Source organism: Variovorax sp. OK212 (assembly GCF_900112425.1).
GTDB lineage: Bacteria > Pseudomonadota > Gammaproteobacteria > Burkholderiales > Burkholderiaceae_C > Variovorax.
The window spans coordinates 546327-571712 of record NZ_FOLP01000002.1; the positions used below are offsets into that span (position 1 = coordinate 546327).

Below are 25386 nucleotides of genomic sequence, written 5' to 3' on the forward strand. Positions count from 1 at the left end.
GTTGCGCGTAGCCAGTCTTCGCAAGACGTTGCGTGGCGGCCAGCCTTAGGCTGCGCCCCACCAACGAAGAACGGAGACACCCAGCATGCCTGCAGCCGCCTACGGCCCCGCGCCGTCGCAGTCCGATTCCACCGTCTCCCTCGCTTCGCGAATCTCGCGCATCGCGCTGGGCGACGTGCTCCACCGCAGCGCGCGCCGCTTCGGCGAGCGCACGGCGCTGCTCGAGGGCGAGCACCGCATGTCCTACCGCGAGCTCGACGCCGCCTCGAACCGCTTCGCGCACCACCTGCTGGGCCTCTGCCTGCACAGCGGCGCGCGCGTGGGCATGCTGTGCAACAACTCCATCCAGATGGTGGTGGCGATGCTGGGCATCCAGAAGGCGGGCCTGGTGTGGGTGCCGATCAACACCGCGCTGGCGGTCGATGCCATCGGCTACATCCTGGCGCACGCCGAGGTGCGCCACCTGGTGATCGACACCGCGCTGCATGCGCGGCCGGAACTGCGCGCGCTGATTGAGGACAAGGGCATTGCGCCGCTGCTGTGCGTGCTCGACGGCGACACCCCGCCCGGCGGCCTGCCGACCGTGGCGCAGGCCATCTCGCAAGGCCCGGCCACGCTGCCCGACGTGCCCATCGACAGCACGCAGCTCGCGCTCATCATGTACACCAGCGGCACCACCGGCCGCCAGAAGGGCGTGATGCATTCGCATGCCTCGGTGCACTCGGTGCTACTGAGCAACATGGTCGAATGGGGCAGCAGCCCCGAGCGCGCCGACGTGTGGAGCAGCGTGCTGCCGCTGTTCCATTGCGGCCAGCACACGGTGCTCATGTCGGCGCTCGCGGTGGGCGGCGCGGTGGTCGTCCTGCGCGGCTTCGACCCCGCCGCGGTGCTCGGCGCCATCGAGCGCCACGGGATCAGCGTGATGGTCGGCCTGCCGATGATGTACGGCGCGCTGCTGGCGCATCCGCAGCGCACGGCGCGCGACCTGTCGAGCCTGCGGCTGTGCGTGTATGCGATGGCGCCGATGTCGCGCACGCTGCTGATGCGCCTGCTCGACGAGTTCTGCCCCAACTTCGCGCTGGTCTCGGGCCAGACCGAGATGTACCCCGGCGCCACCATCTTCGAGGCGCACGAGCAGCGCAGGCGCTTCGGCTCGTACTGGGGCGTGGGCACGCTGGTGAACGAGGTCGCGGTGATGGGCGACGACGGCGACCTGCTCGGCCCCGAGCAGGTCGGCGAGATCGTGTTTCGCGGCCCCAACGTGATGCTCGGCTACTACAAGGACCCGGAGGCCACCGCGCAGGCGCAGCGCTTCGGCTGGCACCACTCGGGCGACCTGGGCAAGCTCGACGGCGACGGGCAGCTCATCTTCCTGGACCGCCTGAAGGACATGGTGAAGTCGGGCGGCGAGAACGTGGCGTCGATCAAGGTCGAAGAGGTGCTGCTGCGCCACCCCGCCGCGCTCAACGCGGCCGTGGTCGGCCTGCCGCACGCGCACTGGGGCGAGGCCATCACGGCCTTCGTGACGCGGCGGCCCGACGCGCCGGCCGACTTCACCGAGGCCGCGCTCACCGCGCATTGCAAGGAACACCTCGGCGGCTTCGAGGTGCCGAAGAACATCGTCTTCCTGCCCGCGCTGCCGATGACCTCGACCGGCAAGATCCAGAAGTTCGAGCTGCGCAAGGCGCACCAGGACCTGTACCGGGCGGCCTGAATCGGGCGGCCTGAATCAGGCGGCCCGGTTCGGCCGGCCGGACTCAGCCGGCCTGATCCGCCAGCAGCGCCGAGCGCACGTCCTTCTTCAGCACCTTGCCCACCTTGGAGCGCGGCAGGTCGAGCCACACCTCGACCTGCTTGGGCGCCTTCACGCTGCCGATGCGCGCCTTCACGAAGGTCTTGATGTCCTCCACGTCGACCTGCCGGCCGGCGTGCAGCTGCAGCACCGCCACCACGCGCTCGCCCCACTTCTCGTCGGGCAGGCCGACCACGGCGCTGTCCTGCACGTCGGGGTGCTGCATCAGCGCCTGCTCCACTTCGGCGGAGTAGACGTTGAAGCCGCCCGAGATGATCATGTCCTTGGCGCGGTCCACGATGTAGAGGAAGCCGTCGGCGTCGAGCCGCCCGATGTCGCCCGTGTGGTGCCAGCCGAAGCGCGAGGCTTCTTCGGTGGCGCGCGGGTCCTTGTAGTAGCCCAGCATCACGAGCGAGCCGCGCACCACGATCTCGCCGCTCTCGCCGGTGGGCAGCAGCTCGCCCTCGGCGTTCATCACGCCCACCTGCACCAGCGCGCCGGGCCGCCCGGCCGACGACAGGCGATGCACGGCCACGCTGCCGTCGGCGTTGAAGTGCTCGCGCGGCGACATCATCGAGATCATCATCGGCGCCTCGGTCTGGCCGAAGAGCTGCGCCATGACGGGGCCGATCTTCTGCAGCGCCTCTTCCAGCCGCGCGGCCGACATGGGCGCCGCGCCGTACCAGAAGCACTGCAGCGAGTCGAGCCGGGTGGCGGCCAGCTGCGGGTGCTGCAGCAGCATGTAGATCAGCGTGGGCGGCAGGAAGGTGTGGGTGATGCGGTGCTCCTCGATCAGCCCGAGGAACTCGCCCAGGTCGGGCTTGGGCATGATCACCACCTGCCCGCCGAGCGCCATCACCGGCAGGCACAGCACGCCGGCCGCATGCGTGAGCGGCGCGAGCGCCAGGTACGCGGGGCGGCCTTCGAAGGGATAGCCCATCAGGGTCAGCGCCGACATCGCCTCGAGGTTGCCGCCCGAGAGCATCACGCCCTTGGGTTGGCCGGTGGTGCCGCCGGTGCCGGCGATCATGGCCACGTCGTCGACCGGCGTCACGTCGAGGGGCGCGTCGCTCTCGCCGGCCAGCCACTGCGCCAGCGAAGGCGCGAACGGCACCTCGCGGTCGAGGCACACGAGCGTCTTCAGCTTGGGCAGGTCCGCGCGCATCTGCTCGACCAGCGGCGCGTAGTTGCTGTGGAAGATGAGGCAGCTGCAGTCGAACGCGTCGAGCACGTAGCGGTTTTCCGCCGCCTCGTTGCGCGGGTTGACCGGGCACCACACGGCCGCGGCGCGCGACAGGCCGAACACGCAGCCGAAGGCGATGGGGTCGTTTCCCGAGAGCACCGCCACCTTGCTGCCCGGCGCGATGCCGCGGCGCTGCAGCGCGCGCGCGACGCGGCAGCTCAGGCGCTGCACGTCGCTGTACGACAGCTGCACCGCCCCCATGCGCAGGCAGGGCGCACCCGGCCCCAGCGAAGCGCCCTTGTCCAGGTAATCGATCAAGCGCATGGCAGCCTCCGCGCTCAGCGATGCACCGTCAGCACCGGCTCCATCACGAGGCCGAAGCTGCGCAGAACGCCCAGCAGCTCGCGGTGGCCGAAGGCCTGGCAGCCCGAGGCCAACCCCACCTGCCTGGGCGGCTGCTGCAGCAGCGAGTGGGCCGCGTAGGCCTGCAGCAAGCCGGTCTGCTTGTAGTTGCAGTTCCCGAAGATCACGCAGTGCGCCCGACCCAGCGGACCGGAGGCATGCACCGAATCCACCGACTTGTTGAGGCGCGGGTTCTCCCGCGGCGGCATCGTGTTCATCACGCCCGATGCGGTCTTGGCCAACGCGGCGTAGCGGTCCTCCTCGTTCATGCCCTCGGTGGCCTGCAGCGCGGCGGCCACGATCTGCGGCACGCCCTGCATCAGCGCCTTGTTGAAGACGCCGCCGAGCACCTTCACCGTGGCCACGCGCGGATCGCGCTTGAACCACACCGGATGCGAGGTGCCGCCCCAGGGCAGCGCCAGCGCCGCCTCGTGCTGGCCGGGAATCGACAGGTGGTACAGGCCCGCGTCGGGTTGCCATTCCACGTACTCGTTCTGCTCCAGGCAGTAGGCCTTTGACGTGGCCGCGTTGACCAGGATGGTCTGGGTCGAGGCGATGGTCGGGCTGCCGCCCCAGAACACGGCGATGTCCAGCGTGTCCAGCCCGGGCGTCTCCAGGCACAGCTGCGCCGCGATCTCACCGGTGGTGTACATGTGCGCCAGGCCCGGCGAAAGCAGCAGGCCCGCGGCGGCGAACCTGTCGCTCCACGACTGCTCGAGCGTGATGAGCCAGTCCTGCTCGCCCGTGGTGTCGGTGTAGTGGCACCCGGCGGCCAGGCAGGCCTCGACCACCTCGGGACCGAACTTGGAGAAGGGCCCGACCGTGTTGAGCACCACCGACGCGCCGGTGAAGAGCTCGGTGAGCGCCCCCACCGTGTGCGCCACCTCCACCACCTCGTAGTTGGCGGTCTCGATGCCGGGCACGTGGGACTTCATGGCCGCTTCCAGCTTCTGCGCGCTGCGGCCCGCGGCAATGAAGGGAATGTTGTACTCGCGCAGGTACTCGCAGACGAGGCGCCCGGTGTAGCCGGAAGCGCCGTAGACGACGACCGGCTTCTTCTTGCTGGCGCTGGCGCTGTTGCTCTTGCTGGTGCTCATGCTGTGTCTCCTTGATGTTTGTGTGCTCACATGCCCATGCCGCCGTCCACCGCCAGGCCCGCGCCGGTGATGAACCGGGCCGCGTCGCTGCAGAGGAAGACCACCACGTCGGCCATGTCGCCGACCTCGCCCAGGCGCCCGAGCGGCGTCTGGCCGACCACGTCGCCCACCGCCGCTTCGACGCTGGGCGCCAGGCCCGCGGCCACGATGTCCTTGGCCAGCTTCATGCCCATGTCGGTGGGCACCAGCCCCGGGTAGATGCAGTTCACGCGCACGCCGTAGCCCAGCTTGCCGGACTCCATGGCCGCCACGCGCGTGGCGCGGTCGACCGCCGACTTGGTGGCGGAATAGCCCGCGATGGCCGGGAACGCGATGGTGGCCGCGACCGACGCGATGTTCACCACCGCCCCGCCGCCGGCCGCGCTGCCGCCGGGGCGCATGGCGCGGAACGCGTGCTTCATGCCGAGCAGCGTGCCGGCCACGTTCACGTCGAGCATGCGGCGCAGGTCGTCGGCGTCGACGTCGATCACCAGCGACGTGATCTCGATGCCTGCGTTGTTCACAAGGATGTCGAAGCCGCCGAGCTCCTTGACCGTGGTCTCTGTGGCGCAGGCCCAGTCGGCGTCCTTCGTGACGTCCAGCGGCACGAAGCCCACCTTCGCACCCGACGCCGACAACCTCGAAGCGGTTTCCCGCCCGAGGTCGGCGAGCACGTCGCCGATCATCACGGAAGCGCCCGCCGCCGCCAGCGCCTCGGCGATGCTCGCGCCGATGCCGCGCGCACCACCCGTCACGAGCGCCTTGCGCCCTTTCAAGTCGAACTTGGCCATCACTTGTCTCCTGTGGATATGGTTGTGAGATGGAAAGGCCATGCTAGAAATGGCCTTGACGTGTGTCAAGTTTTTCTTTGACACACGTCCAGACTTTCTAGAATGCATCGGTGGCACGCCGGATGCGGGTTCTCCCGCTTGCGTGCTATGGTTTCGAATCACGAAGAACACAATGGCCGGCACGCAGCGGCCCGGCTTTCAATGACGACACATCAACGGGTCAAGAAACACGCGCAACGGGTGCCCAAGGCACGCGTCGACAAGTTCTCGGAGCGGCGCGCCGAACTCGGCGAGGCCGCGCTCACCACGCTGGCCGCGCTCGGCTACGCGCGCACCAGCCTTCGCGAGATCGCGCAGAACTCCGAGTTCTCGCACGGCGTGCTGCACTACTACTTCAGCGACAAGGTCGACCTGATCATCTGCAGCGTGAAGCAGTACAAGGCGCGCTGCGTCACGCGCTACGACCACGCGGTGGAAAGCGCCACCACGTACGACGAGCTCATGGAAGGCTTCCTGCAGAGCCTGGGCGACACGCTGCGCGACGAAGGCCACGTGCACCGCCTCTGGTACGACCTGCGTTCGCAGGCGCTGTTCGAGGAGGCTTTTCGCGCCGATGTCGTGCAGATCGACAAGAGCCTGGAAAGCATGATCTGGCGCATCATGAGCCGCTTCGCCGAGCTCTCGGGCCGGCCGTCGGGCATGCCGCCATCGGCCACCTACGCGCTGTTCGACGGCCTCTTCCAGCAGGGGCTGCTCAAGCACCTCTCGGGCGACACCCAGGCCGTGCCCGCCATGCAGGCCGATGTGCGCCACGCGATCTCGCACCTGTTCGCCGCGCCTGCTGTGTCCGACGTTGCTGCCAACTCGACGATCTCGGCCCTCCCCGCCAAGGCCCCGGCCCGCAAGCGGGCCGCCTGACGCGAAGGGCCGCGGCTAAGCCCTCGGCCCCTTGGGTTGCCTGGCCTTCTGCACGGGTGCGACGGCACGCGCGCCCTCCCACTGCCCGCTCTCGCACAGATCGCGGATCACCTCGCCGATCAGCGCGCACACCGCGCGCTTCGCGTTGGTGGTCGGCAGGTGCACCGACACGCACAGCCCCAGCGTGCGGAACATCGACGGCGAGTCGATGCGGTGCGCGGCCAGGCGGCCTTCCTGCACTTCGCGCTGCGCGAGGCCCAGCGGCATGATGGTCGGGCCGAGCCCCGCTTCCACCGCCGCCTTGAGCGTATAGACCGAGTTGATTTCCGCCGCCACCTGCGCCGCGGAATGCCCCGCGCCTTCGAGCACGGCGTCGACCAGCCAGCGCGTGCAGTGGCCGTGCGCGTTGGCGGGCCACACCAGCGGCCGCGCGGTAGCCTGCGCGATGCTCACGTCGCCGGGCGGCAGCGCATGCGGGCTCTGCGGCGACTCGAGGAACACGAAGTCTTCTTCCACCAGCGGCGTGAACACGATGTCTTCGGCCGGCATGGTGGGCGAGAACACCGCCACGTCGACACGGCCGCGCAACAGCTGGTCGGCCATGTTGCCGGTGAGCTCCTCGTTCAGGTGCAGCACCACGTCGGGGTAGCGCCGCGCCGCCGCGCGCATCAGCGGCAGCGCGATCATGGGCGACACGCTCTGCGGCAGCGCCGCCACCACCGAGCCCACCACCGAATCGGCCGCCACCAGCACCGCGGCCTTGGCGTCGCTCACCTGCTTGGTGATGCCCTGCGCGTATTCGTAGAACACCTTGCCGGCCTCGGTCATGGCCACGCCGGTGCGGCTGCGCAGCAGCAGCTGGGCGCCGAGCTCGGCCTCGAGCTCGGTCATCTGCTTGCTCAAGGCCGACTGTGCAATGAAGAGTTGCTGCGCCGCGCGCGACAGGCTGCCGCAATCCACGATGGCAACGAAATACTTGAACTGGCGCAGTTCCATCGGCAGGTCTCCGGCCGCGCGCCCGCAGAGAGAAAAGGGGTGTGGCGGCGGCCGGCAATTCTAGGCCGCGCCCTCGCGGGCCGCGGGTCGGACAACGCCCCGCAAGACGTCTGAAGAGCGTCAGTTCACGCAGTCGAAACTGGCCGCGTCGTTCACGTCGCCCGTGCCCTTGTAGCGCGGATAGGCGGGGTACTTGCACATCGGCCTGGACAGCGCGACGGCACCGCTCGCGGCATCGACCTTGCGCTGCACCAGCTTCTGCGCCGAGGCCGGCACGCCCTGCTCCACCCACGTCGACATCGCCTTCAGCAGGTCGACCTTGTCCGCACCCGGACCGCCATAGCAATGGCCCACGCCGGGCGCCAGGAACAGCTCCACCGTGTCGTCGGCCTTCTGCCGGCCCAGGGTGCTCACGACCTGGTCGTAGTAGCGCGACGTGTCGCGCGCGGTCACCGAGGTGTCGTTGGTGCCGTTCCACATGATCAGCTTGGCGCCGCGCGCGTGCAGCCCGCTCAGGTCCGGGTCGGCCGCGCTGAACAGAGCGCCGATGACGCCCATGCGCGCGAGCCACTGGTCGGGGTTCCAGGTGAGCGTGTCGAAGCCGGGGTCTTGCGTGATGAACGAGCGCACGAAGCCGTCGGAGAACATGCCCTGGACCGAGTTGCCGACCAGCGCCGCCTGCGGCCAGATGTACGAGCCCCAGCCTTCGGCGGTGTTCTCGAGCCCGAAGTTGTAGCCCGGATGCGACCACGCGTTGTCCGACGTGGCCACCGCCGAGGTGATGGTGTTCACCGTGCCGATCTGCGCGTCCGACAGGCAGCTGTCGCCCGTGTCGCCGCCACCCGCGCAACGCAGCGGCGTGGGGTCGTAGTTGCAGGCCGCGGGCCTGGAGACGATGCCGTCGGCCACGCCGTCGAGCGCGTCGCACTGCGCGAGCACCGCGTCGGCCAGCAGGGTCTGCTTGGCCGGGTCGAGCGTGTTAGCCGGCGTGCGCACCCGCTTGGCGATGCGGTTGAACTGCATGAACAGGCCCATGATGTTGCCCGCCGGTGCGCGCGCCACGATGCCGTCGAAGTCGCCGGGGAAGCGCTGCGCCTGCATCAGCGCGTCGTGCCCGCCCATCGAGCAGCCTTCGAAATAGCTGCGCGCGGGTGCGTTGCCGAAGAAGGCCGAGATCACCTCCTTGCCCGGCGGCAACGCGCGGTGTTCCGATTGCTGCGTGAAGTCGAGCAGCTTGGCCGGGTCGGCCGCGAAGGCCGCCGCGAAATAGCCCGCGTCGGCGGGCCCGCCGTGGTCGTAGCCGCCGTTGGTGCCGATGGTGGCGTAGCGCTCGCTGAAGATCGACGGGCTGAACTGCGGATCGCTCGCCTTGGGCAACTGCCCGTCGAAGCCTCCGCCGCCGATGAAGGCGAGCTTGCCGTTCCAGCCCGAGATGGGCAGGCGCGCCTCGAAGCGCAGGCCCGAGCCCTTGAAGCTCGCGGTGACCACGCAGTACGCGGGCTGCGCCGCCACGGCGGCCACCACCTTGGCGTCGTCGACGGTGACCGTGCCCGCGCCGAAGGCCCGGCCCTTGAGCGTGGGACATTTATCGGCGAGCGACATCGCCGGCGGTGCGTCGGCCGGAGGGCTCGCGGGCGGCGGCGCGGAGGGCAGTAGAGGAAGCACACCGCCGCCACTCCCGCCACCGCATCCGGCGGCCATCGTGGCAACGGCCGCTGCAACCAGCACGCGGCGCGCCATGCAGCGCACGGGGGAGTTCTTCATGTTCTTGTCTCCTGTCGGTGTTGTTGTTGTCATGTCGAATGTCGAATGCGGAGTGCGCTCAGGCGCCGGCCGGGCCGACGACCTTTCCGGGGTTGAAGATGTTGTGCGGGTCCAGTGCCTGCTTCACGGCGCGCATCAGCGCCACCGTGGGCTCGCCGTGCTCCTCGACCAGGTACTTCATCTTGTGCAGGCCCACGCCGTGCTCGCCGGTCGAGGTGCCGCCGTGGCGCAGCGCGCGCTGCACCAGGCGGTGGCTGAAGGCCTCGGCGGCTTCGTTCTCGGCCGCGCTGCCGGGGTCCACGAGCACCAGGCAATGGAAGTTGCCGTCGCCGACATGGCCGAACAGCGGCGACAGCAGGCCGTGCGCCGCGATGTCGGCCTGCGTCTCGTCGATGCATTGCGCCAGTGCCGACAAGGGCACGCAGGCGTCGGTGGTCAGGCTGCGGCTGCCCGCCTTCAGCTGCAGGCACGCGAAGTAGGCGTGATGGCGCGGCGTCCACAGGCGCGAGCGCTCCTCGGGCCGGTTGGCCCACTGGAAGGCACCGCCGCCGTGGTTGCCCGCGATCTCGCGCACGATGTCGGCCTGCTCGTCGATCTGCGCCTTGCTCGCGCCGAACTCCAGGAACAGCGTCGGGTTCTCGCTCAGCGTGGTGCGGCTGTGCGCGTTCACGGCGCGGATGGTCAGCGCGTCGAGCATCTCGGCACGCGCGAGCGGCACGCCCATCTGGATCGACTCGATCACGCAGTCGACCGCCGCGCGCACCGTGGGGAAGTGCACCACCGCCGCCGCATAGGCCTCGGGGTGCGGATGCAGGCGCACGGTGGCCTCGGTGATGAGGCCCAGGGTGCCTTCGGAGCCGCAGTACAGCTGCGTGAGGTTGTAGCCCGCCGAGCTCTTGCGCGCCTGCGAGGCGGTGCGCGCCACGTCGCCGTTGGCCGTGACCACGGTGAGGCTCACGAGGTTGTCGCGCATGGTGCCGTAGCGCACGGTGTTGGTACCCGACGCGGCCGTGGCCACCATGCCGCCGATGGACGCATCGGCGCCCGGATCGACCGAGAAGAAGAAGCCGGTTTCCAGCAGCGCCGCATTCAGCTGCCCGCGCGTCACGCCGGCCTCCACCGTGGCCGTGAGGTCGCCGGGGCGAATGGCCAGCACCTTGTTCATCTGCGAGAAGTCGATGCAGACGCCGCCTTCGACGGCCAGCAGGTGCCCTTCGACCGACGAGCCCACGCCGAAGCCGATGACCGGCACGCGCTCGCGGGCACAGGCCCGCACCACGAACGCGGCCTCGTCGGTGCTGTGCACGAACACCACCGCGTCGGGCGGCTGCGGCAGGTAGGCCGACTCGTCGGTGCCGTGCTGCAGCAGCACGGCCTGGCTGGTGGAAAAACGCTCGGCGAACCTGCGCCGCAGCAGCGCGACCAGCTCGGGCGATGGGGAACGCCGGTCCACGGCGGGCGCGTTCGAACGCGCAGGGGTACTCACAACCGCATCCATGGGGTTCTTTCAAAAAGCGGGGGAAAGGCACCGCGGGCGAACGCCGCGGCGCGGGGAACGATCCGGCTAGCGCATCAGGGCTTCGGCGCAGCCCGCTCGGGCTTGACGAACAGCACCAGCACGGCGCCGACCACCAGCAGCCCGGCGAGCATGTGCAGGCCGGCGTCGGTGCTTTGCGTCGCGTCCTTGATCAGGCCGATGAGGAACGGCGCGCTGAAGCCCGAGAGGTTGCCGAAGGAGTTGATGAGCGCAATGCCCGCGGCGGCCGCCGCGCCGCCGAGGAAGGCCGTCGGCATGCCCCAGAAGATCGGCAGCGTCGACATGATGCCCATGGTGGCCAGCGTGAGGCCGGCCATGGCCAGCGTCGCGTTGCCGTGGAAGGCCACGCTCAGCACCAGCCCGAGCGCGCCGGCGACGGCCGCCAGCGCGCTGTGCCAGCGGTACTCGAGCCGGCGGTCTGCGCTGCGGGCCATGAGGTACATCGCGACCACGCCGAAGCTCCACGGTATGGCACTGAGCAGGCCGATGTCGAGCGCGCCCTTCACGCCGATCGCCTTGATGATGCTGGGCAGCCAGAACGAGATGCCGTACAGCCCCGAGGTGTAGGCGAAGTACACCAGCGCCAGCAGCCACACGCGGGCGTTGCTCATCACGCTGAGGATGCGCGGCTCGGCCTTGCCCGCGCCGTCGGCGGCGATGTCGCGTGCGATGAGCTCGCGCTCGGCCGTGCCGAGCCACTGCGCGTCCTTCACGCGGTCGTCGAGGTAGCGCCACACCACCAGGCCCAGCGCCACGGTCGGCAGGCCCTGCAGCAGGAACAGCCACTGCCAGCCGGCCCAGCCGTTGACGCCGCCCATGCCCTGGAGGATCCAGCCCGAGATCGGCCCGCCCAGGATGCCCGCGAACGGGATCGCCGCGAGGAACAGCGAGGTGGCCTTGCCGCGGCGCGCGGCCGGGTACCAGTAGGTGAGGTACAGGATGATGCCGGGGAAGAAGCCCGCCTCGGCCGCGCCCAGCAGGAAACGGATCACGTAGAACGACATCGGCGAGCTCACGAACATGGTGGCCGCCGACAGCACGCCCCAGGTGATCATGATCCGCGCGATCCAGCGGCGCGCGCCCACGCGGTGCAGCACCACGTTGCTCGGCACCTCGAAGAGAAAGTAGCCGATGAAGAAGATGCCCGCGCCCAACCCGTAGACCGCCTCGCTGAACTGCAGGTCGCCCTGCATCTGCAGCTTGGCGAAGCCGACGTTCACGCGGTCGAGGTAGGCCACGATGTAGCAGAGAAACAGCAGCGGGATCAGCCGCCAGCCGACCTTGCGGTAGACAGCGTCGGAGACTGCGCTGGAGGTGCTGTCGATCCCGCCCTTGTACGGCTGCGTGCCCGCGGCGGTGGTCGTGGTGATGCTCATGGGTGCGTCGCTTTCTTTCGTTCTGCGTTCGGTTGCAGCCGATGGTCGCGTCCGCACCCCGGCGCACCGCAGCGGGTTTCTACGCAAGATTCATATGGATTGAAGATCGGCGTATCTCCGATCGAGATGCGCGCCACCGCCGCATTCCGGCGCGCGGAAGTGTTGTTTCATCGGTGCTAACCCTGCGTCCGGGCCCGTTCCTCCTGCATATGATGAATGTAAGAATTTCGTTACAACAACATCGACTGCAAGAGGAAAGTTCTCCATGACACGCCGCACCCTTCATCCTTCGCTTCGTGCCACCACCCGCGGTGTGGCGGGGTTGCTCATGGCGGGTTGTGCGTCGGCGCATGCCCTGGTGATCGGCGTCAGCGAAGGCGTGAGCTACGACGTGCCCGACGCGCAGATCACCGCGCGTTTCGAACCCATCGCCGAGCTGCTGGCCAAGGCGCTCAAGCAGCCGGTGACCATCAAGGTGCTGAACACCTACAACGGCGCGCGCAGCGCGCTGCAGCAGCAACAGGTCGACTTCGCCTTCGTCCACCCCTCGCACGTGGCGCTGGGCGCCATCAAGGGCGGCCAGTACCGCGCCTTTGCATGGACCACCGGCTACACCGACTACAAGGTGTCGTTCCTGTGCAAGGAGCAGCAACCCATCTCCGACTGGAAGAGCGTGGCCGGCAAGCAGCTGGTGATGCCCGACGCCGACTCGATCACCGCGGTGATCACGCGCGCGATGCTGCGCGAGCAGGGCCTGCAGGACGCGGGCGCCGTCAAGGTCACCAACACGCGCTTCCAGGAGGCCGTGCCCTTCTACGTGCAGAACGGCTTCGCGGCCTACGGCGCCACGGCCGCCGCGAGCGTGGTCAAGACCTGGAAGGACGGCGGCGGCAAGGTGTGCGCCGAATCGCGCGCGGTGCCTGTCAAGCAGTGGCTCGCGTCGCGCAAGCTCGACGCGGCCACCGTGAACACGGCGCGCGATGCGCTGCTGAGCCTGGCGCAGACCGACGCCGGCAAGCGCGCGCTGGCAACCTCGACCTATGTCGGCTTCGTCGCGCCGTCGGCCGACATCGAGTCTTCGCTCATGCGCTGGCTGGGCATCTGAGCGGTCATCCGAGGGCAATTCCGCACGCGCACCCCGTTGCGCGATCGCGGGCAGAATCCGGCGCTTGCAGCACCTTCCCCAGGAAACAAGCCCATGACCGATCTCTCGAACTTCCCCATCACCAAGAAATGGCCCGCGCAGCACCCCGAGCGGCTGCAGCTGTATTCGCTGCCCACGCCCAACGGCGTGAAGGTGTCGATCATGCTGGAGGAAACCGGCCTGCCCTACGAGGTGCACCTCGTGAGCTTCGAGACGCAGGACCAGATGTCGCCGGAGTTCCTGTCGCTCAACCCGAACAACAAGATCCCCGCCATCCTCGACCCCGACGGCCCCGACGGCAAGCCGCTGCCGCTGTTCGAGTCGGGCGCCATCCTCGTGTACCTGGCCTCCAAGACCGGCAAGTTCATGCCGAAGGACACCGCCGGGCGCTACGAGGCCCTGCAGTGGGTCATGTTCCAGATGGGCGGCATCGGCCCGATGTTCGGCCAGCTCGGCTTCTTCAACAAGTTCGCCGGCAAGGACTACGAGGACAAGCGCCCGCGCGACCGCTACGTGGCCGAGTCGAAGCGCCTGCTCGGCGTGCTCGACAAGCACCTGGCCGGGCGCAAGTGGATCCTGGGCAATGACTACAGCATTGCCGACATCGCCACCTTCCCGTGGATCCGCAACCTGGTCGGCTTCTACGAAGCGGGCGACCTGGTGGGCTTCAAGGACTTCAAGAACGTGGCGCGCGTGCTCGAGGCCTTCGTGGCGCGGCCCGCGGTGGCCCGGGGCCTGAACATTCCGAAGCGGGGCTGAACCCCGCGCCTGTGCCGGGCATCCCCCACCAGCACAGGCCAGCTGGATCAGCGGATCAGTTGTTGGCCGACAGGTCCATCAGCATGCGCGAGAGCAGGTAGAGCCGCGGCACCACGCTCTCGACCTCCGCATACTCTTCCGGCGTGTGGATGCCGCCGCCCACGATGCCGAAACCGTCGAGCACCGGAATGCCGACGCCCGCCACCAGGCTCGCGTCGGCCGCGCCGCCGCTGCTCTCGATGGTGAGCTTCTTGCCGATCTCCGCGTAGATGCCCTCGGCCATCTTCACCAGCTTCTCGGACGCAGGCAGGCGCGGCATCGGCGGCAGGCCGCGGCTCAGGCGCACGCGCACCTCGGTCTCGGGAATGAGCTTGTTCTGCGCGATGCGCACCATGTCCTTCTCGACGCGGTCGAACTCCTCGGGCGTGGCCACGCGCACGTCGGCCTTGGCGCTCGCGGTGGCGGGAATCACGTTGGTCGGGCCGTTGGCCGTGAGCACGGTGAAGTTGACGGTGGTCTTCTTCGCGGCGTCCGCCGTCTTCGACAGCTGCAGCACCTGGTGCGCCACTTCCATCGCGGCATTGCGGCCGGCCTCGGGCGCCACGCCCGCATGCGCGGCCACGCCCTTCACCTCGAGCAGCGCGGTGGCCGAGCCCTTGCGCTCGACCACCAGGCCGTCGGCCGGACGGCCGGGTTCGAGGTTGAGCGCCACGTCGTGCTGCTTGGCGATGCGCTCGATCAGCGCGCTGGTGCCCACCGAGCCGACCTCCTCGTTGGTGTCGAGCAGGAAGGTGATCTGCCCATAGTCCTTGAAGCCGATCTGCTGCAGGATCTTCAGCGCATACAGGCCGGCCACCACGCCGCCCTTGTCGTCCATCACGCCCGGGCCGTAGGCGCGGCCGTCCTTGATGTAGAACGGCTTGGCCGCGGCCGTGCCTTCCTTGAACACGGTGTCCATGTGCGCGAGGATCAGGATCTTCTTCTTGCCCTGGCCCGTCAGCGTGGCGACCACGTTGGTGCCCGGGTGCGGCTCGGCCGGAAAGGTCTCGATGCGCGCGCCGAGCTTGCGCAGCTCTTCCACCGCCATCTCGCGGACCTTGTCCAGCCCCTCGGTGCTGGCCGAGCCGGAGTCGATGTTGACCATGCGCTCCAGCATCTTCAGCGCCTCGTCCTTGCTTTGCGTGGCCGCGTCGAGCGCGCCCTGGTGCGGCTTCTGCGCCATCGCCTGGCCGGCGAGCAGTGCGCATGCGAGCACCGCACCGTGGCAGGCCGTGCGCGCCCAGCGGCGCGAGCGGGTCGGCAGGGAGAAAGTCGAGGCGATGGGGCGCGTGCGAGTCGTCATGGAGTCCGTTCTGTTCTTGGGATGCGAGATTTTGCGAAGGGCCTGCAAGGGCGGCGGGCAGGCTATCACCCGCTTTGCGAACGGGTCAAGCCGCTGACTACACTAACAACGTTAGCCTTACCCCGCGCAGAAGAAACAAGAGAACCACGAGGACCGGACCCACGATGCGAATCCAGCGCGACCAGATCATTGCCACGGCCCTGGTGCTGCTCGACGAGAACGGCCTCGACGGCCTCACGATGCGCGCGCTGGCACTGGCGCTGCAGGTGCAGGCGCCTTCGCTGTACTGGCACTTCCCCAACAAGAAGGCGCTGATCGACGGCATGGCCGACGCACTGGTCGAAGGCGTGGCGCGAACGCCGGCCGGCGATGTGCCGTGGCAGGAAGCGATCCGCACGGTCGGGCAGGAGCTGCGCCAGGGCCTGCTGGCGCACCGCGACGGCGCGCGCGTGTATGCCGGCACCTACGTGACCTCGGACAACACGCTGCGCATGGGCGAGGCGATGGTGGCACCGCTGCTGCGCGCCGGCGCCAGCCCCAAGCTCGCGGGCTGGGGGTCGTTCAGCATGATGTATTACGTGCTGGGCTTCGTGATGGAAGAGCAGGCGCTGTGGCCCGCGGACGGCGTCGATGCCATCGAGAACAAGGCGGAGTTTCTAGCGCTGTCGCAGCAACGGTTCCCCTCGGTCTTCGCGTGCGCCGACGCGCTGTTCGACACCGACCTGGAGGAGCGCTTCGCGCTGGGCCTCGACGTGTTCATCGCGGGGCTGGCCCACAGGATCAAGGCCTCGAAACGCGCGTAGCGTCCCCTGGCGCCCGGTCGGTTCAGTCGAGTCCGCGCTTTCCCGCCGCCCAGTAGGCCTTGGCCTGGATGCGCCGCGACTCGACGCCCTGTGCCTTGAGCGCGCGGCTCATCTGGCGGATCGACGAGGCCTTGCCCGTCAGCACGTAGTGCGCGCCGCCGCTCATCGCCGAGTGGAGTTCCGCGAGGTGCGAGTCGTCGGTGCGGCGCTCCATCAGCGCCCGCGGCCGGATGCCCAGCGCGTCCAGCACCTGGCGCGATTCGGCGATTGCGCCGACCTCGAAGACGGCCTGCACCCTCTGCACTGCCTGCACTGCCTGCACTGCCTGCACTTCGGCATCTCTTCCGCACAGCGATGCCGCGAGGCCGAACGAGGTCTCGTCGCCGAACAGAACCGTCGCCGCGGGCAGCGGCCGGAGTTCGAGCGAGCGGCGCGGGCCGAAGACCTGGCAGCGCTCGCCCGGCCGCGCGCGGCGCACCCACTCGCTGCCCGGCCCTTCGCCGTGCGCGAACGCCATGATGCGCGTCACGCCACGCGCGCCGTCCCAGCGCAGCGGCGTGTAGGTGCGCGTCTCCAGCGTGCCGCCGGTCTTGATCTGCACCTTCTGGCCCGGCGACCAGCGATGGCTTTCGAAAGCCACGCATTCGAGATCGATGAGCCTGAAGCGCGGCGACACGCTGGTGGCCGCGATGACGTTCACGGGATGCAGGAACAGGCGGCCGAGCGTGCGCTCGACCAGCCCCGGCCGGACGGCGCCCGTGGCCGCTTCGGAACCGATGTTGGAAGAAGACATGAAGAACTCTCCGAGGTGATGACGCGAAAATACACAAAAATCTAACGACGTTAGATAACGCGGACATCATAGGCTAACGATGTTAGTTTTGGTCATTCGAACCGCCAAACGCAACACTGTTTGCAAGACGCTTCGCGCGCGTTGTCCTTTCACAATTCGGTGATACACTCCAATAAGAATAGTTCTTATTCAAGTCCCTCGCCCGCTTTTTCAAGCCCGCATGCATGCACGCGGGCCGAAGGCGCCGGGGCTCATCGTCGATGCTTGCGAGAAGGCGGCCGGATGCGCGACCTCGTTCAGGAACTGGTAGCTCACTACGCGGACTTGCGCCGGCAGCTGACCCGCGACCTGAGGGATCCGCACTACGCGGCCGACATCGCGCAGTCCAGCTTCGAGCGCGTCTACGAGTCGGCGCTGAAGGCCCGCGGCGGCGCGCAGGGCGATGCCGCACCAAACGCGCAAGACACCATCGAATCGCCGCGCGCCCTGCTCTTTCGCGTGGCGCGCAACCTGTGCATCGACGACGCGCGCCGCCGCAAGGTCGCGCAGGAGTGGGCCAGCTCGCATGCGGAGGTCGGCATGCACCAGACGGCGCAGTCCAGCGAATACATCGTGGCCCAGCAGCGCGTGCTCGCGCGGGTGGTCGACACCATGGAAAAGCTCCCGCCGCGCCGCCGCGAAGTGTTCCTGCTCTTTCGCGCCTACGGCCACACGCGCGCCGAGATCGCGCAGCGGCTCGACATCACCGAGATGGCCGTGGCCAAGCACCTGCTGCGCGCCACCATCGACTGCTCGCGCGTGTTCGCCGAGCTGCGCGCCGAACTGATCGAGCCGCAGGTGATGCTGAACCGTCCCGGCTTCGACGCGGCGCTGGCCGAAGATTTCTCGTGAGCGGCGGCATGGCCATGGGCGCGCCGCGCGAACGGCTGGTCGAGCGCGCGCTGGCACTCATCCTCGAAGGCGAGATGGCGCCCGGCGATGCCGCGGGCCAGGCCCGCACCGCCCTCAACCAGTGGCGCATCAAGTCGGACGAGCATGCGGCCGCCGTGCAGGAAGCGCGGCAACGCTGGGACGCCCTTGGCGGCATGGCGCACGACCTGCGCGCGCACTTCGACGAGCCCGAAGGCCCGCTGATGGCCAACGCGGCCAACGCGGCCGCTGCGGCGGCCGCAACCGCATCGTCCACCCACCGGCAGCAGCGCCGCAAGATGCTGTTCTCGGTGGCGGGTCTGCTCGGCGCCGGCCTGGTGGCGGGTCGCGGCGTGCAGTGGTACTGGCAGCAGCCGGTGTTTCGCTCGGCCTACCGCACGCGCACCGCGCAGATGCTGAAGGTGACGCTGGCGGATGGACGCAGTGGCCGAAACGGGGCCATCGGGGCCATCGGTGCAACCGGGGCGATGGGCAGCCAGCTCGACCTCGCACCGCAAAGCGCCATCGACGTCACGCTCTACCGCCAGCGCCGCTTCGTCGACATGGCCCATGGCGAGGTGCGCTTCGAAGTCTCTCCCGACCGCGACCGCCCGTTCGAGGTCCACACGCGCAGCGCCACCATCGAGGTGGTCGGCACGGCCTTCACCGTGCGCGACCGCGGCGGCCCCGTGACCGTGGGCGTGGAGCACGGCCACGTGCGGGTGCGCGTGACACCGCCCCGCGGGCTCGCCGGCGCGGAGACCCGGGTGATCGACCTGTACAAGAGCGACCAGCTCGAGATCGTCGACGGCCAGCCCGGTCGCGTGCAGCAGGCCGACACCGCGGCCTTGTCCGCGTGGCGCGACGGCTGGCTGGTGTTCGAGAACACGCCGCTGGGCGACGCCCTGGCCGCGGTCAACAGCTACCGTGCGCGGCCCATCGTCAGCAACAGTGCGCGCATCGACGCGATGCGGCTGTCGGGCCGCTTTCGCACCGGCGACTCCGAAGGCCTGCTGGCCGCGCTGCCGACCATCCTGCCGCTCACGACCGTGGTGCACCCGGACGGCAGCGTGGCGTTGCAGGTGCGCTGACGCAGCAGCCCGCCAGCGCCCGGGGCGCGCGGGGCGCGCGCCTCAGGCGTTGCCGGACCCGCCGCGCGCATTGCCCACGGGGTGCCCCGACTGCACCAGCCCCCACTCGGTGAGCGCGATGTCGAGCGCACGCACATGCAGCGGGTCCTTGCCCAGCCATTGCGTGAGCCGTTCGGCGTTGTCCGGCGTCAAGGCCGCATGCATTCCGGCGAAGAGCGACCAGGCGGTGCGCACATGGGCATCGGTCACGGCACCGGCCCCCGATGCGCCGCCCGCCGCCGGGGCCGTGGACGCAAGGGCATCCTCCGCCGCCCGCACGCACGTCGCGCCCCTCATGCGCCTCATGCGCCTCATTCGAGCCCCCCGGTGGGCGGATGGAGATTCCTGCGGCGGTTGACGGCCAGCGCGGCGCCCGCCAGCGCCCAGAGGCGCAGGGCACGGTCGAAGGCCTGAAGATGCGCAGGCTCTTCACGCACCCAGTGCGTCAACTTCAATGCCACCGTGCGGCACGGGTTCTCTCTGAGTTCCATGTAGAGACGCCATGCGGTCTCCTCGGCGGAGGGCGCCTCCGGACGGTTCTGCGGGGCCACGGCTACTCCAGGCGCTGTGTGGGTGTGGGTTCGGGAGGATGCCCGTGCAGCGGCGCCAGGCGCCAGCGGGTGCGCCTGCGAGGCGCTTCATCCAAAGAGACGATCCACCGGCCCGAATGTTCAACCGGAAGTGCCGGCCCCGGCCGCCGGCTGCCGCAGGGCCGGCCCGGCGGCAGCGGCTGCGGCCTGCGGTTGCCGGCTCCTGGCGCCGGCACGGCGCTTGCGCAGCCAGATCACCACGCCCGTCACGCTGAGCATCGCCACCACCAGGCCCATTGCCGAGATCAGGATGCGCCCCGGCAGCCCGAGGATGCGGCCCGAGTGCACCGGGAACTGCGCCTGCACGAAGATGTCGGCCGCCGTGCCCTTCCACGGCTCGCTGCTGCCGACGAAGCGGCCGTCGCGGCCGTCGATGTACAGCACGCGGTGCCCCACGCCGCCCGCGCCATGCTCGTCTTCGGGCGCAAAGAACTGCGCGCCGTAGATGCCGAACAGCTGCGCGTAGAAGAGCGAACCCACGGGCTCTTCCCACCCCCGGCGCCGAGCCTCCTGCGCGGCCTTGGCAAGCACGTCGGCGTAGCCGAGCAGCGGCACCACGGGCTTGGCCTCGTCGGCGGGCTCGCGCTGCTCGAACGGCGTGGGCGTGACGTTCGACACCATCGACATGACCGGGAAGAACACCTCGCGGTACAGGTTCAGCGAGAACGCCGTGAAGGCGATGACGAACAGCAGCGCCCAGGTCCACAGGCTGCCCGCGCGGTGCAGGTCGAAGTTCAGCTTGTAGCTGCCGGCGCCGCGGCGCACCTTCCATGCGGGCTTCCAGCGCTGCCACCAACGCTTGCCTGCCGGACCATCGGGTGTAACGGCAGCAGCGGCCTTGCGGGGGCGGCGCAGCGGCAATGTCAGGTAGAAGCCGCTGAAGCAGTCGAGCGTCCAGACCAGTGCGATGGTGCCCAGCAGCCAGACGCCCCAGCGGTCGATGCCCCACATCTTCGGCAGGTGCAGGGTGTAGTGCAGCACGTAGAGGAAGGAGACGAAGTTCTCCTTGCCGATGGGCCAGACCGCGCCCCAATCGCGCCGGCCGAGCTCTTCGCCCGACGCCGGATCGACGAAGACCTGATTGAAGCCGGGCTTGAAGCGCTGGCCCGTCGCGGGGTCGACGCGCGGCTCGACGCCGAACGACAGCGAATGCCCCGTCTCGGCGGCCATCGGCAGCGAAGTGACGAGCACCTGCGGATGGCGCGCCTCGAGCTGCCGCGCGAGTTCCAGCGGCGGCAGCGCCGGGCCGGTGGTGCGCGCATCCGTCAGGTGCGGGTTGAGCCATTCGTCGAGCTCGTGGTCCCACGAGATCACGGCGCCCGTCAGGCCCGAGACGAACAGGAACCCTGCAATCGACAGGCCGGCCCAGCGGTGCAGGGCCACGAACATCAGGCGCATTCGAAAGTTCCTTCGACGGTCGGGGCGGTAGTGGGGGCGGTGGCCGCGGCGGTGGCCGTCGGACATGGCCGAGCCTGCCAGCCGCCGCCCATCGCACGATACAGCGAGACCCTCGCCTGCAGGCGTGCCATGCGCAGCTGCACCGACAGGTCCTGCGCAACGTAGAGGGTGCGCTGCGCGTCCAGCAAGGTCAGCAGCGTTTCGGCGCCCGCGCGGTAGCGCGACTCCGACAGGCCGGCCGCACGGCGTGCCTCGGCCAGCTCGACAGCCTGCGCCGCGGCCTGCGCGTCGGTGGCCGATACGGCGTTGAGCGCGGTTTCGGCATCGGCGAACGCGGCGGCGATGGCGCCCCGGTAGGCCGCCAGCAATTCCTCGCGCCGCGCCTGCGCCAGTTGCCGCCCGCCGGCCAGGCGGCCGCCATCGAAGATCGGCGCAGCCAGTCCCGCGGCCAGGCTGTAGACCGGGTTGTCGAACAGCCTGCCGAAGCGGCCCTGCCCCGTCCCCACGGAGGCGCTCAACGAGACGGTAGGCAGCAACGCGGCGCGCGCGGCCAGCACGTTGGCATCGGCGGCGGACAGCTGCGCCTCGGCGCGTGCGATGTCCGGCCGGCGCACCAACAGGGCCGACGGTGCGCCCGCGCCGATGGACGGCACCTGCAGCGCATCGAGGGCCAGGCCCTGCCCCGCGGCCACCGGCGACGTCGCGCCCAGCAGCACGGCCAGCGCGGCTTCGGCGTCGCGCGCCTGCTGCTGTAGCGCCGCCACGCTGCGAACCTGCGAGGCCACCAGCCCGCGCTGCTGCGCCAGGTCGAGCGGCGACGCCGCGCCGGCGCGGCTGCGGGATTCGACCAGCGCGAGCACACGGCGCGCGTTGTCGAGATTGCGCTGCGCGATGCCGGCGCGCTCGCGCAGTGCCTGGCCCAGCAGCCAGGCCGAGGCAACGCTGGCCGTCACGCTGAGCCGCACGGCGTCGCGCTCGAAGGCGCTCGCGCGCAGGTCGTGCAGCGCCTGGTCGCGCCATGCGGCGTCGCGGCCCCACAGGTCGAGTTCGTAGCGGGCGCTGAAGCCGGCGGCATGGGTGCTGCCGTCGACCGCCGCACGGCCGCCCAGCCGGCCCTCGCGGGCGGCGTCGAGTGTGGCCGTGACCTGCGGCCGCGGCGCCGCACCGGCGATGCGGGCCAGCGCATCGGCCTGCGCCACGCGCGCGGCGGCGGCGGCCAGGTCGTTGCTCTGCACTTGCGCGCGCGCAATCAACGCGTCGAGCTCGGTGCTGCCGAAGCCGCGCCACCAATCCGCATCGACAGTGCCCGCCGCGGCTGACGCGGGCGGCGCGGCTTGCCATCCGGACGGCAGCGCCACCGCACGGTCGGCGCGGTCGCCCTGCAGCGCGCAACCGCCCAGCAATGCCATGCCAGACAACAGCCAGGCGGCGCGCAAGGCGAACGACATGCGCGGCATCGTCATTCCCCCGCCAGCGCCACGACCGGGTCGAGCCGCGCCGCATTGCGCGCCGGCATGAAGCCGAAGACCACGCCCGTCAGCACGGCGCAGCCGAATGCGCCGACGCTCGCGGGCACCGAGAACTGCACGGACACGCCCGCCAGCAACAGCGCCACCACGATGCCCAGCCCGGCGGCAACGCCGACGGTGCCGCCCACCGAGGTCACGAGCACCGCCTCGGTCATGAACTGGCGCAGGATGTCGCGCTGGCGCGCGCCGGTGGCCATGCGGATGCCGATCTCGCGCGTGCGCTCGCGCACCGTCATCAGCATCACGTTCATCACGCCGATGCCGCCCACCACCAGCGACACGACCGCAATCAGCCCCAGCATCATCGTCATGGCACGGGCGGTCTCGGTCTGCACGCGCAGGGCCTCGACGCGGTTCCATATCAGCACGTTGCGTCCGGCCTGCAGCCGCTCGAGCTGCGCCTCGATGGCGGTGGCCGTTTCCTGCGCCTTGTCGATGTCGCGCACCTGCACCGCGATCCACGTCGGGTTGGGATGGCCGTAGACCCGGGTGGCGGCCGAAGACAGCGGCACCACCACCCGGTCGTCCTGGTCCTCGCCGTCGGTGGCGCCCTTGGACGCCAGCACGCCGACCACCTGGAACGGCACCTTGTCCACCAGGATGTCCTGGCCGACCGGGTCCTGCCCGTCGGCGAACAGGCGCTTGCGCACCGTCTCGCCGATCACGGCGACCTTGGCGACGCGCCGCTCGTCCTCGGCGTCGAACATCACGCCCTGGCTCACGCCCCAGCCCAGCACACGCGAGAAATCGACCGTGGCGCCCCCGCCCTCCGTGAGATGGTCGACGTTGCCGCGGCGCACCACCACCTTGTCCTCGATGTAGGGCGCGACGCCCTCGACGTTCGCCAGCGTGCGGATGGCCAGCGCGTCGTCCAGCGTGAGCGGCGCGCTCGGGTTGCGCAGGCTGGCGATCTGCGCGGCAACGAACATGGTGCGCGTGCCGAAGGTCTCGAACTGCGCCATCACCTTCTGCTGAGAGCCGCCGCCGACCGCGAGCATCACGATGACCGAGGCCACGCCGATCACGATGCCCAGCAGCGTGAGGCCGGTGCGAAACCTGTTGCTCCACATCACGCGCCAGGCCGCCCGCGTGGCCTCGCGGATGTCGGCCAGCAGCGAGGCGCCGCCGGGCGAGGCCGGGTGCCCGAAGGGCGTCGCCGGCGCAGCGGCGTGCGCGGGCGTGGCCATGGCCTCACCCTCCGCGCTGCCCGCGTCCGCCACGATGCGCCCGTCGCGGATCTCGATCACGCGGCGCGCCTGCGCGGCCACCGTCCGGTCGTGCGTGATGAGGATGATGGTGTGGCCCGCGTCCGCCAGCTCGTGCAGCAGCGTCATCACTTCGGCGCCGCTCTTGCTGTCGAGCGCACCGGTGGGCTCGTCGGCCAGGATGATGCGCCCGCCGTTCATCAGCGCGCGGGCAATGGCCACGCGCTGCTGCTGCCCGCCCGACAGCTGGTGCGGCCGATGGTCGAGCCGCGCGCCCATGTCCAGCCGCTCGAGCAGTGCGGTCGCGCGCGCGCGCCGTTCGGCTTCGGGCATGCCGGCATAGAGCGCGGGGATCTCGGTGTTCTCGCGCGCCGATTCGCTGGGCACGAGGTGGTAGCCCTGGAACACGAAGCCGAAGGCCTCGCGGCGCAGCCAGGCGAGCGCGTCGGCGTCGAAGCTGGCCACGTCCTGCCCGTCGAACAGGTAGCGGCCGGCGCTCGGCCGGTCGAGGCAGCCCAGGATGTGCATCAGCGTGGACTTGCCCGAACCCGAAGCGCCGACGATGGCCACGAATTCGCCGGCATGGATCCGCAGCGAGATGCCGTGCAGCACCGTGGTCGCGGGAGCGCCCGCCGAGGCGTTGTTGCCGCCGTACGACTTGCGGATGTCCTGCAGCTCGATCAGGGGCCGGGGCGTTTCGCCGGAAGCGCTCGCCGCCGGCGTCATGGCTTCGCCGCCCTGGCGGTGACGATGCGTTCCCCCGGCTGCACGCCCTCCAGCACCTGGGCGGAAAGCCGGTTGCGCACGCCGACGCGCAGTTGCCGCGCCTCGACCTTGCCGTCGGGGCGCAGCACGCGCGCGGTGAAGCGGTCGCTGCTGCCGGCCACGGGCACGAGCGCGGCCAGCGGCACGGAAAGCGCGTCCTTCTCGGCGTATTCGACGAAGGCGACCTTGGCCGTCATCTGCGGCATGAGCTCGCCGTCGGCGTTGTCGACGTCGAACAGCGCCGTGTAGACCACCACCTTGCTCGCCGCGCTCGAGGGCTTGGCGCCGCTGTCGCCGCCCGACTTGTTCTCGGGCACCGGTGGCGCGGGCAGCAGCTGCCGCACGCGGCCCTGCCAGCGGCGCTGGCTTTCGCCGAGCGTGGTGAAGTAGACCGGCATGCCGGTCCTGATGCGCCGCACGTCGGCCTCCGACACCTCGGACCACACCGTCATCGACGACAGGTCGGCGATGCGCAGCACGTTGGGCGTCTGGTAGGTGGCGTTGAGGGTCTGGCCTTCACGCGCCTCCACCGACACGACGGTGCCGGCCATGGGCGCGTAGATGCGGGTGTAGCCCAGGCGGGCCTCGTCGGCCTTCAGCGTCGCCTGGGTCTGTGCGACCTGCGCCTCGAACTGGCGCACGCGCGCGCCGGCCGATGCCAGCGTGGCCTGCGCGGCCTGCACGTCCTCGTCGCGCGTGGCGCCGTCGGCCGCCATCTGGCGCTGCCTCGCGTGCTGCTGCCGCGCCAGCAGGTGCTGGGCCTGCTGGTCGTCGCGCTGCGCGCGCAGCCCCGCGAGCGAGGCACGGCCCGCGTCGACGGTGGCCTGCTGCACGCTGGGGTCGATCTCCACCAGCAGTTGCCCGCGCTTGACGACGTCGCCCGGCTGCACGTGCAACCGAAGGATCTGCCCCGAGACCTGCGCGCCCACGTCCACGTAGTGCCGCGGCTGCAGCACGCCGAGCGCCGTGACGCTGGATTCGATGGTGCCGCGCACGAGCGCCACGGACTCGACATCCGCCGCATCGCCGCGCCCCCACAACAGCCCCGCGCCGGCCGCCGCGCACAGGAAGACCAGCAGCCCCGCCACCGCACGGCGGCGCCAGGCGCCTTGACGCACATCGCT

22 protein-coding genes are annotated in these 25386 nt (G+C 70.0%); 7 read left to right on the top strand and 15 right to left on the bottom strand.

Annotated elements, in window-relative coordinates:
* The first annotated feature begins 85 nt into the window (after positions 1–85).
* Positions 86–1714 (top strand): class I adenylate-forming enzyme family protein, encoded by a 1629-nt coding sequence (locus BM004_RS09160; protein WP_093212705.1) that lies wholly within the window; start codon positions 86–88, stop codon positions 1712–1714.
* A gap of 43 nt (positions 1715–1757) precedes the next feature.
* Here the strand turns inward: BM004_RS09160 and BM004_RS09165 are convergent, their stop codons facing one another.
* The 3 genes from BM004_RS09165 to BM004_RS09175 are packed head-to-tail and all read right to left on the bottom strand — an operon-like array spanning position 1758 to position 5304.
* Positions 1758–3299 (bottom strand): AMP-binding protein, encoded by a 1542-nt coding sequence (locus BM004_RS09165; RefSeq protein WP_093212707.1) that lies wholly within the window; start codon positions 3297–3299, stop codon positions 1758–1760.
* Between the two features lie 14 nt (positions 3300–3313).
* Positions 3314–4474: a DUF5938 domain-containing protein gene (locus BM004_RS09170; protein ID WP_093212708.1), complete on the bottom strand. Its 1161-nt coding sequence runs from the start codon at positions 4472–4474 to the stop codon at positions 3314–3316.
* 26 nt (positions 4475–4500) lie between these two features.
* Entirely contained in the window at positions 4501–5304 is an 804-nt protein-coding gene (locus tag BM004_RS09175; protein ID WP_093212710.1) for an SDR family NAD(P)-dependent oxidoreductase, read from the bottom strand.
* A gap of 201 nt (positions 5305–5505) precedes the next feature.
* Between BM004_RS09175 and BM004_RS09180 the strand changes: the two genes are divergently transcribed.
* The gene (locus BM004_RS09180) at positions 5506–6222 is read left to right on the top strand and encodes a TetR/AcrR family transcriptional regulator (protein ID WP_093212712.1); all 717 of its coding nucleotides are present in this window, start codon (positions 5506–5508) and stop codon (positions 6220–6222) included.
* Positions 6223–6237: 15 nt separating this feature from the next.
* On the opposite strand, the gene BM004_RS09185 is transcribed toward BM004_RS09180, so the two are convergent.
* From BM004_RS09185 to BM004_RS09200, 4 genes are all read right to left on the bottom strand, one after another.
* Positions 6238–7218: a LysR substrate-binding domain-containing protein gene (locus BM004_RS09185; protein ID WP_093212714.1), complete on the bottom strand. Its 981-nt coding sequence runs from the start codon at positions 7216–7218 to the stop codon at positions 6238–6240.
* A gap of 120 nt (positions 7219–7338) precedes the next feature.
* Positions 7339–8982, bottom strand: coding sequence for a tannase/feruloyl esterase family alpha/beta hydrolase (locus tag BM004_RS09190; RefSeq protein ID WP_256219835.1), 1644 nt, complete (start codon positions 8980–8982; stop codon positions 7339–7341).
* 58 nt (positions 8983–9040) lie between these two features.
* On the bottom strand, positions 9041–10480 hold the full coding sequence (locus BM004_RS09195) for an FAD-binding oxidoreductase (protein WP_093212716.1): 1440 nt from the start codon (positions 10478–10480) through the stop codon (positions 9041–9043).
* Between the two features lie 74 nt (positions 10481–10554).
* Positions 10555–11895, bottom strand: coding sequence for an MFS transporter (locus tag BM004_RS09200; RefSeq protein WP_093212718.1), 1341 nt, complete (start codon positions 11893–11895; stop codon positions 10555–10557).
* Between the two features lie 265 nt (positions 11896–12160).
* On the opposite strand from BM004_RS09200, the gene BM004_RS09205 reads away from it, so the two are divergent.
* On the top strand, positions 12161–13000 hold the full coding sequence (locus BM004_RS09205; RefSeq protein ID WP_093128170.1) for a phosphate/phosphite/phosphonate ABC transporter substrate-binding protein: 840 nt from the start codon (positions 12161–12163) through the stop codon (positions 12998–13000).
* Between the two features lie 93 nt (positions 13001–13093).
* The gene (locus BM004_RS09210) at positions 13094–13798 is read left to right on the top strand and encodes a glutathione S-transferase N-terminal domain-containing protein (protein WP_093128168.1); all 705 of its coding nucleotides are present in this window, start codon (positions 13094–13096) and stop codon (positions 13796–13798) included.
* A gap of 55 nt (positions 13799–13853) precedes the next feature.
* Here BM004_RS09210 and BM004_RS09215 read toward each other — a convergent pair whose 3' ends face one another.
* Complete coding sequence (locus BM004_RS09215; protein WP_256219836.1) at positions 13854–15140, bottom strand: glutamate carboxypeptidase; 1287 nt, start codon at positions 15138–15140, stop codon at positions 13854–13856.
* A gap of 164 nt (positions 15141–15304) precedes the next feature.
* On the opposite strand from BM004_RS09215, the gene BM004_RS09220 reads away from it, so the two are divergent.
* On the top strand, positions 15305–15943 hold the full coding sequence (locus tag BM004_RS09220) for a TetR/AcrR family transcriptional regulator C-terminal domain-containing protein (RefSeq protein ID WP_093212720.1): 639 nt from the start codon (positions 15305–15307) through the stop codon (positions 15941–15943).
* 22 nt (positions 15944–15965) lie between these two features.
* On the opposite strand, the gene BM004_RS09225 is transcribed toward BM004_RS09220, so the two are convergent.
* Positions 15966–16736: a siderophore-interacting protein gene (locus BM004_RS09225; protein ID WP_093212722.1), complete on the bottom strand. Its 771-nt coding sequence runs from the start codon at positions 16734–16736 to the stop codon at positions 15966–15968.
* A 282-nt stretch (positions 16737–17018) separates the two neighbouring features.
* Here BM004_RS09225 and BM004_RS09230 point away from each other — a divergent pair, with 282 nt between their 5' ends.
* Together BM004_RS09230 and BM004_RS09235 are read left to right on the top strand one after the other, a co-directional pair.
* Positions 17019–17627 carry an RNA polymerase sigma factor gene (locus BM004_RS09230; protein ID WP_093212724.1) on the top strand — a complete coding sequence of 203 codons (609 nt, stop codon included), beginning with the start codon at positions 17019–17021 and terminating at the stop codon, positions 17625–17627.
* Positions 17624–18736, top strand: coding sequence for a FecR family protein (locus tag BM004_RS09235; protein ID WP_256219837.1), 1113 nt, complete (start codon positions 17624–17626; stop codon positions 18734–18736). The genes BM004_RS09230 and BM004_RS09235 overlap by 4 nt, the downstream gene beginning before the upstream one ends.
* A 42-nt stretch (positions 18737–18778) precedes the next feature.
* On the opposite strand, the gene BM004_RS09240 is transcribed toward BM004_RS09235, so the two are convergent.
* The 6 genes from BM004_RS09240 to BM004_RS09265 form a co-directional block, all read right to left on the bottom strand.
* On the bottom strand, positions 18779–19072 hold the full coding sequence (locus BM004_RS09240; RefSeq protein ID WP_093128160.1) for a hypothetical protein: 294 nt from the start codon (positions 19070–19072) through the stop codon (positions 18779–18781).
* A gap of 14 nt (positions 19073–19086) precedes the next feature.
* Positions 19087–19326, bottom strand: coding sequence for a hypothetical protein (locus tag BM004_RS09245; RefSeq protein WP_256219838.1), 240 nt, complete (start codon positions 19324–19326; stop codon positions 19087–19089).
* A 120-nt stretch (positions 19327–19446) separates the two neighbouring features.
* Positions 19447–20763: a PepSY-associated TM helix domain-containing protein gene (locus tag BM004_RS09250; RefSeq protein WP_093212728.1), complete on the bottom strand. Its 1317-nt coding sequence runs from the start codon at positions 20761–20763 to the stop codon at positions 19447–19449.
* The gene (locus BM004_RS09255; RefSeq protein WP_256219839.1) at positions 20754–22226 is read right to left on the bottom strand and encodes an efflux transporter outer membrane subunit; all 1473 of its coding nucleotides are present in this window, start codon (positions 22224–22226) and stop codon (positions 20754–20756) included. Before BM004_RS09255 ends, BM004_RS09250 begins: the two co-directional genes overlap by 10 nt.
* Positions 22223–24223 (bottom strand): ABC transporter permease, encoded by a 2001-nt coding sequence (locus tag BM004_RS09260; RefSeq protein WP_093212730.1) that lies wholly within the window; start codon positions 24221–24223, stop codon positions 22223–22225. The genes BM004_RS09255 and BM004_RS09260 overlap by 4 nt, the downstream gene beginning before the upstream one ends.
* Complete coding sequence (locus BM004_RS09265) at positions 24220–25380, bottom strand: efflux RND transporter periplasmic adaptor subunit (RefSeq protein WP_371269120.1); 1161 nt, start codon at positions 25378–25380, stop codon at positions 24220–24222. The genes BM004_RS09260 and BM004_RS09265 overlap by 4 nt, the downstream gene beginning before the upstream one ends.
* Between the last annotated feature and the right edge of the window lie 6 nt (positions 25381–25386).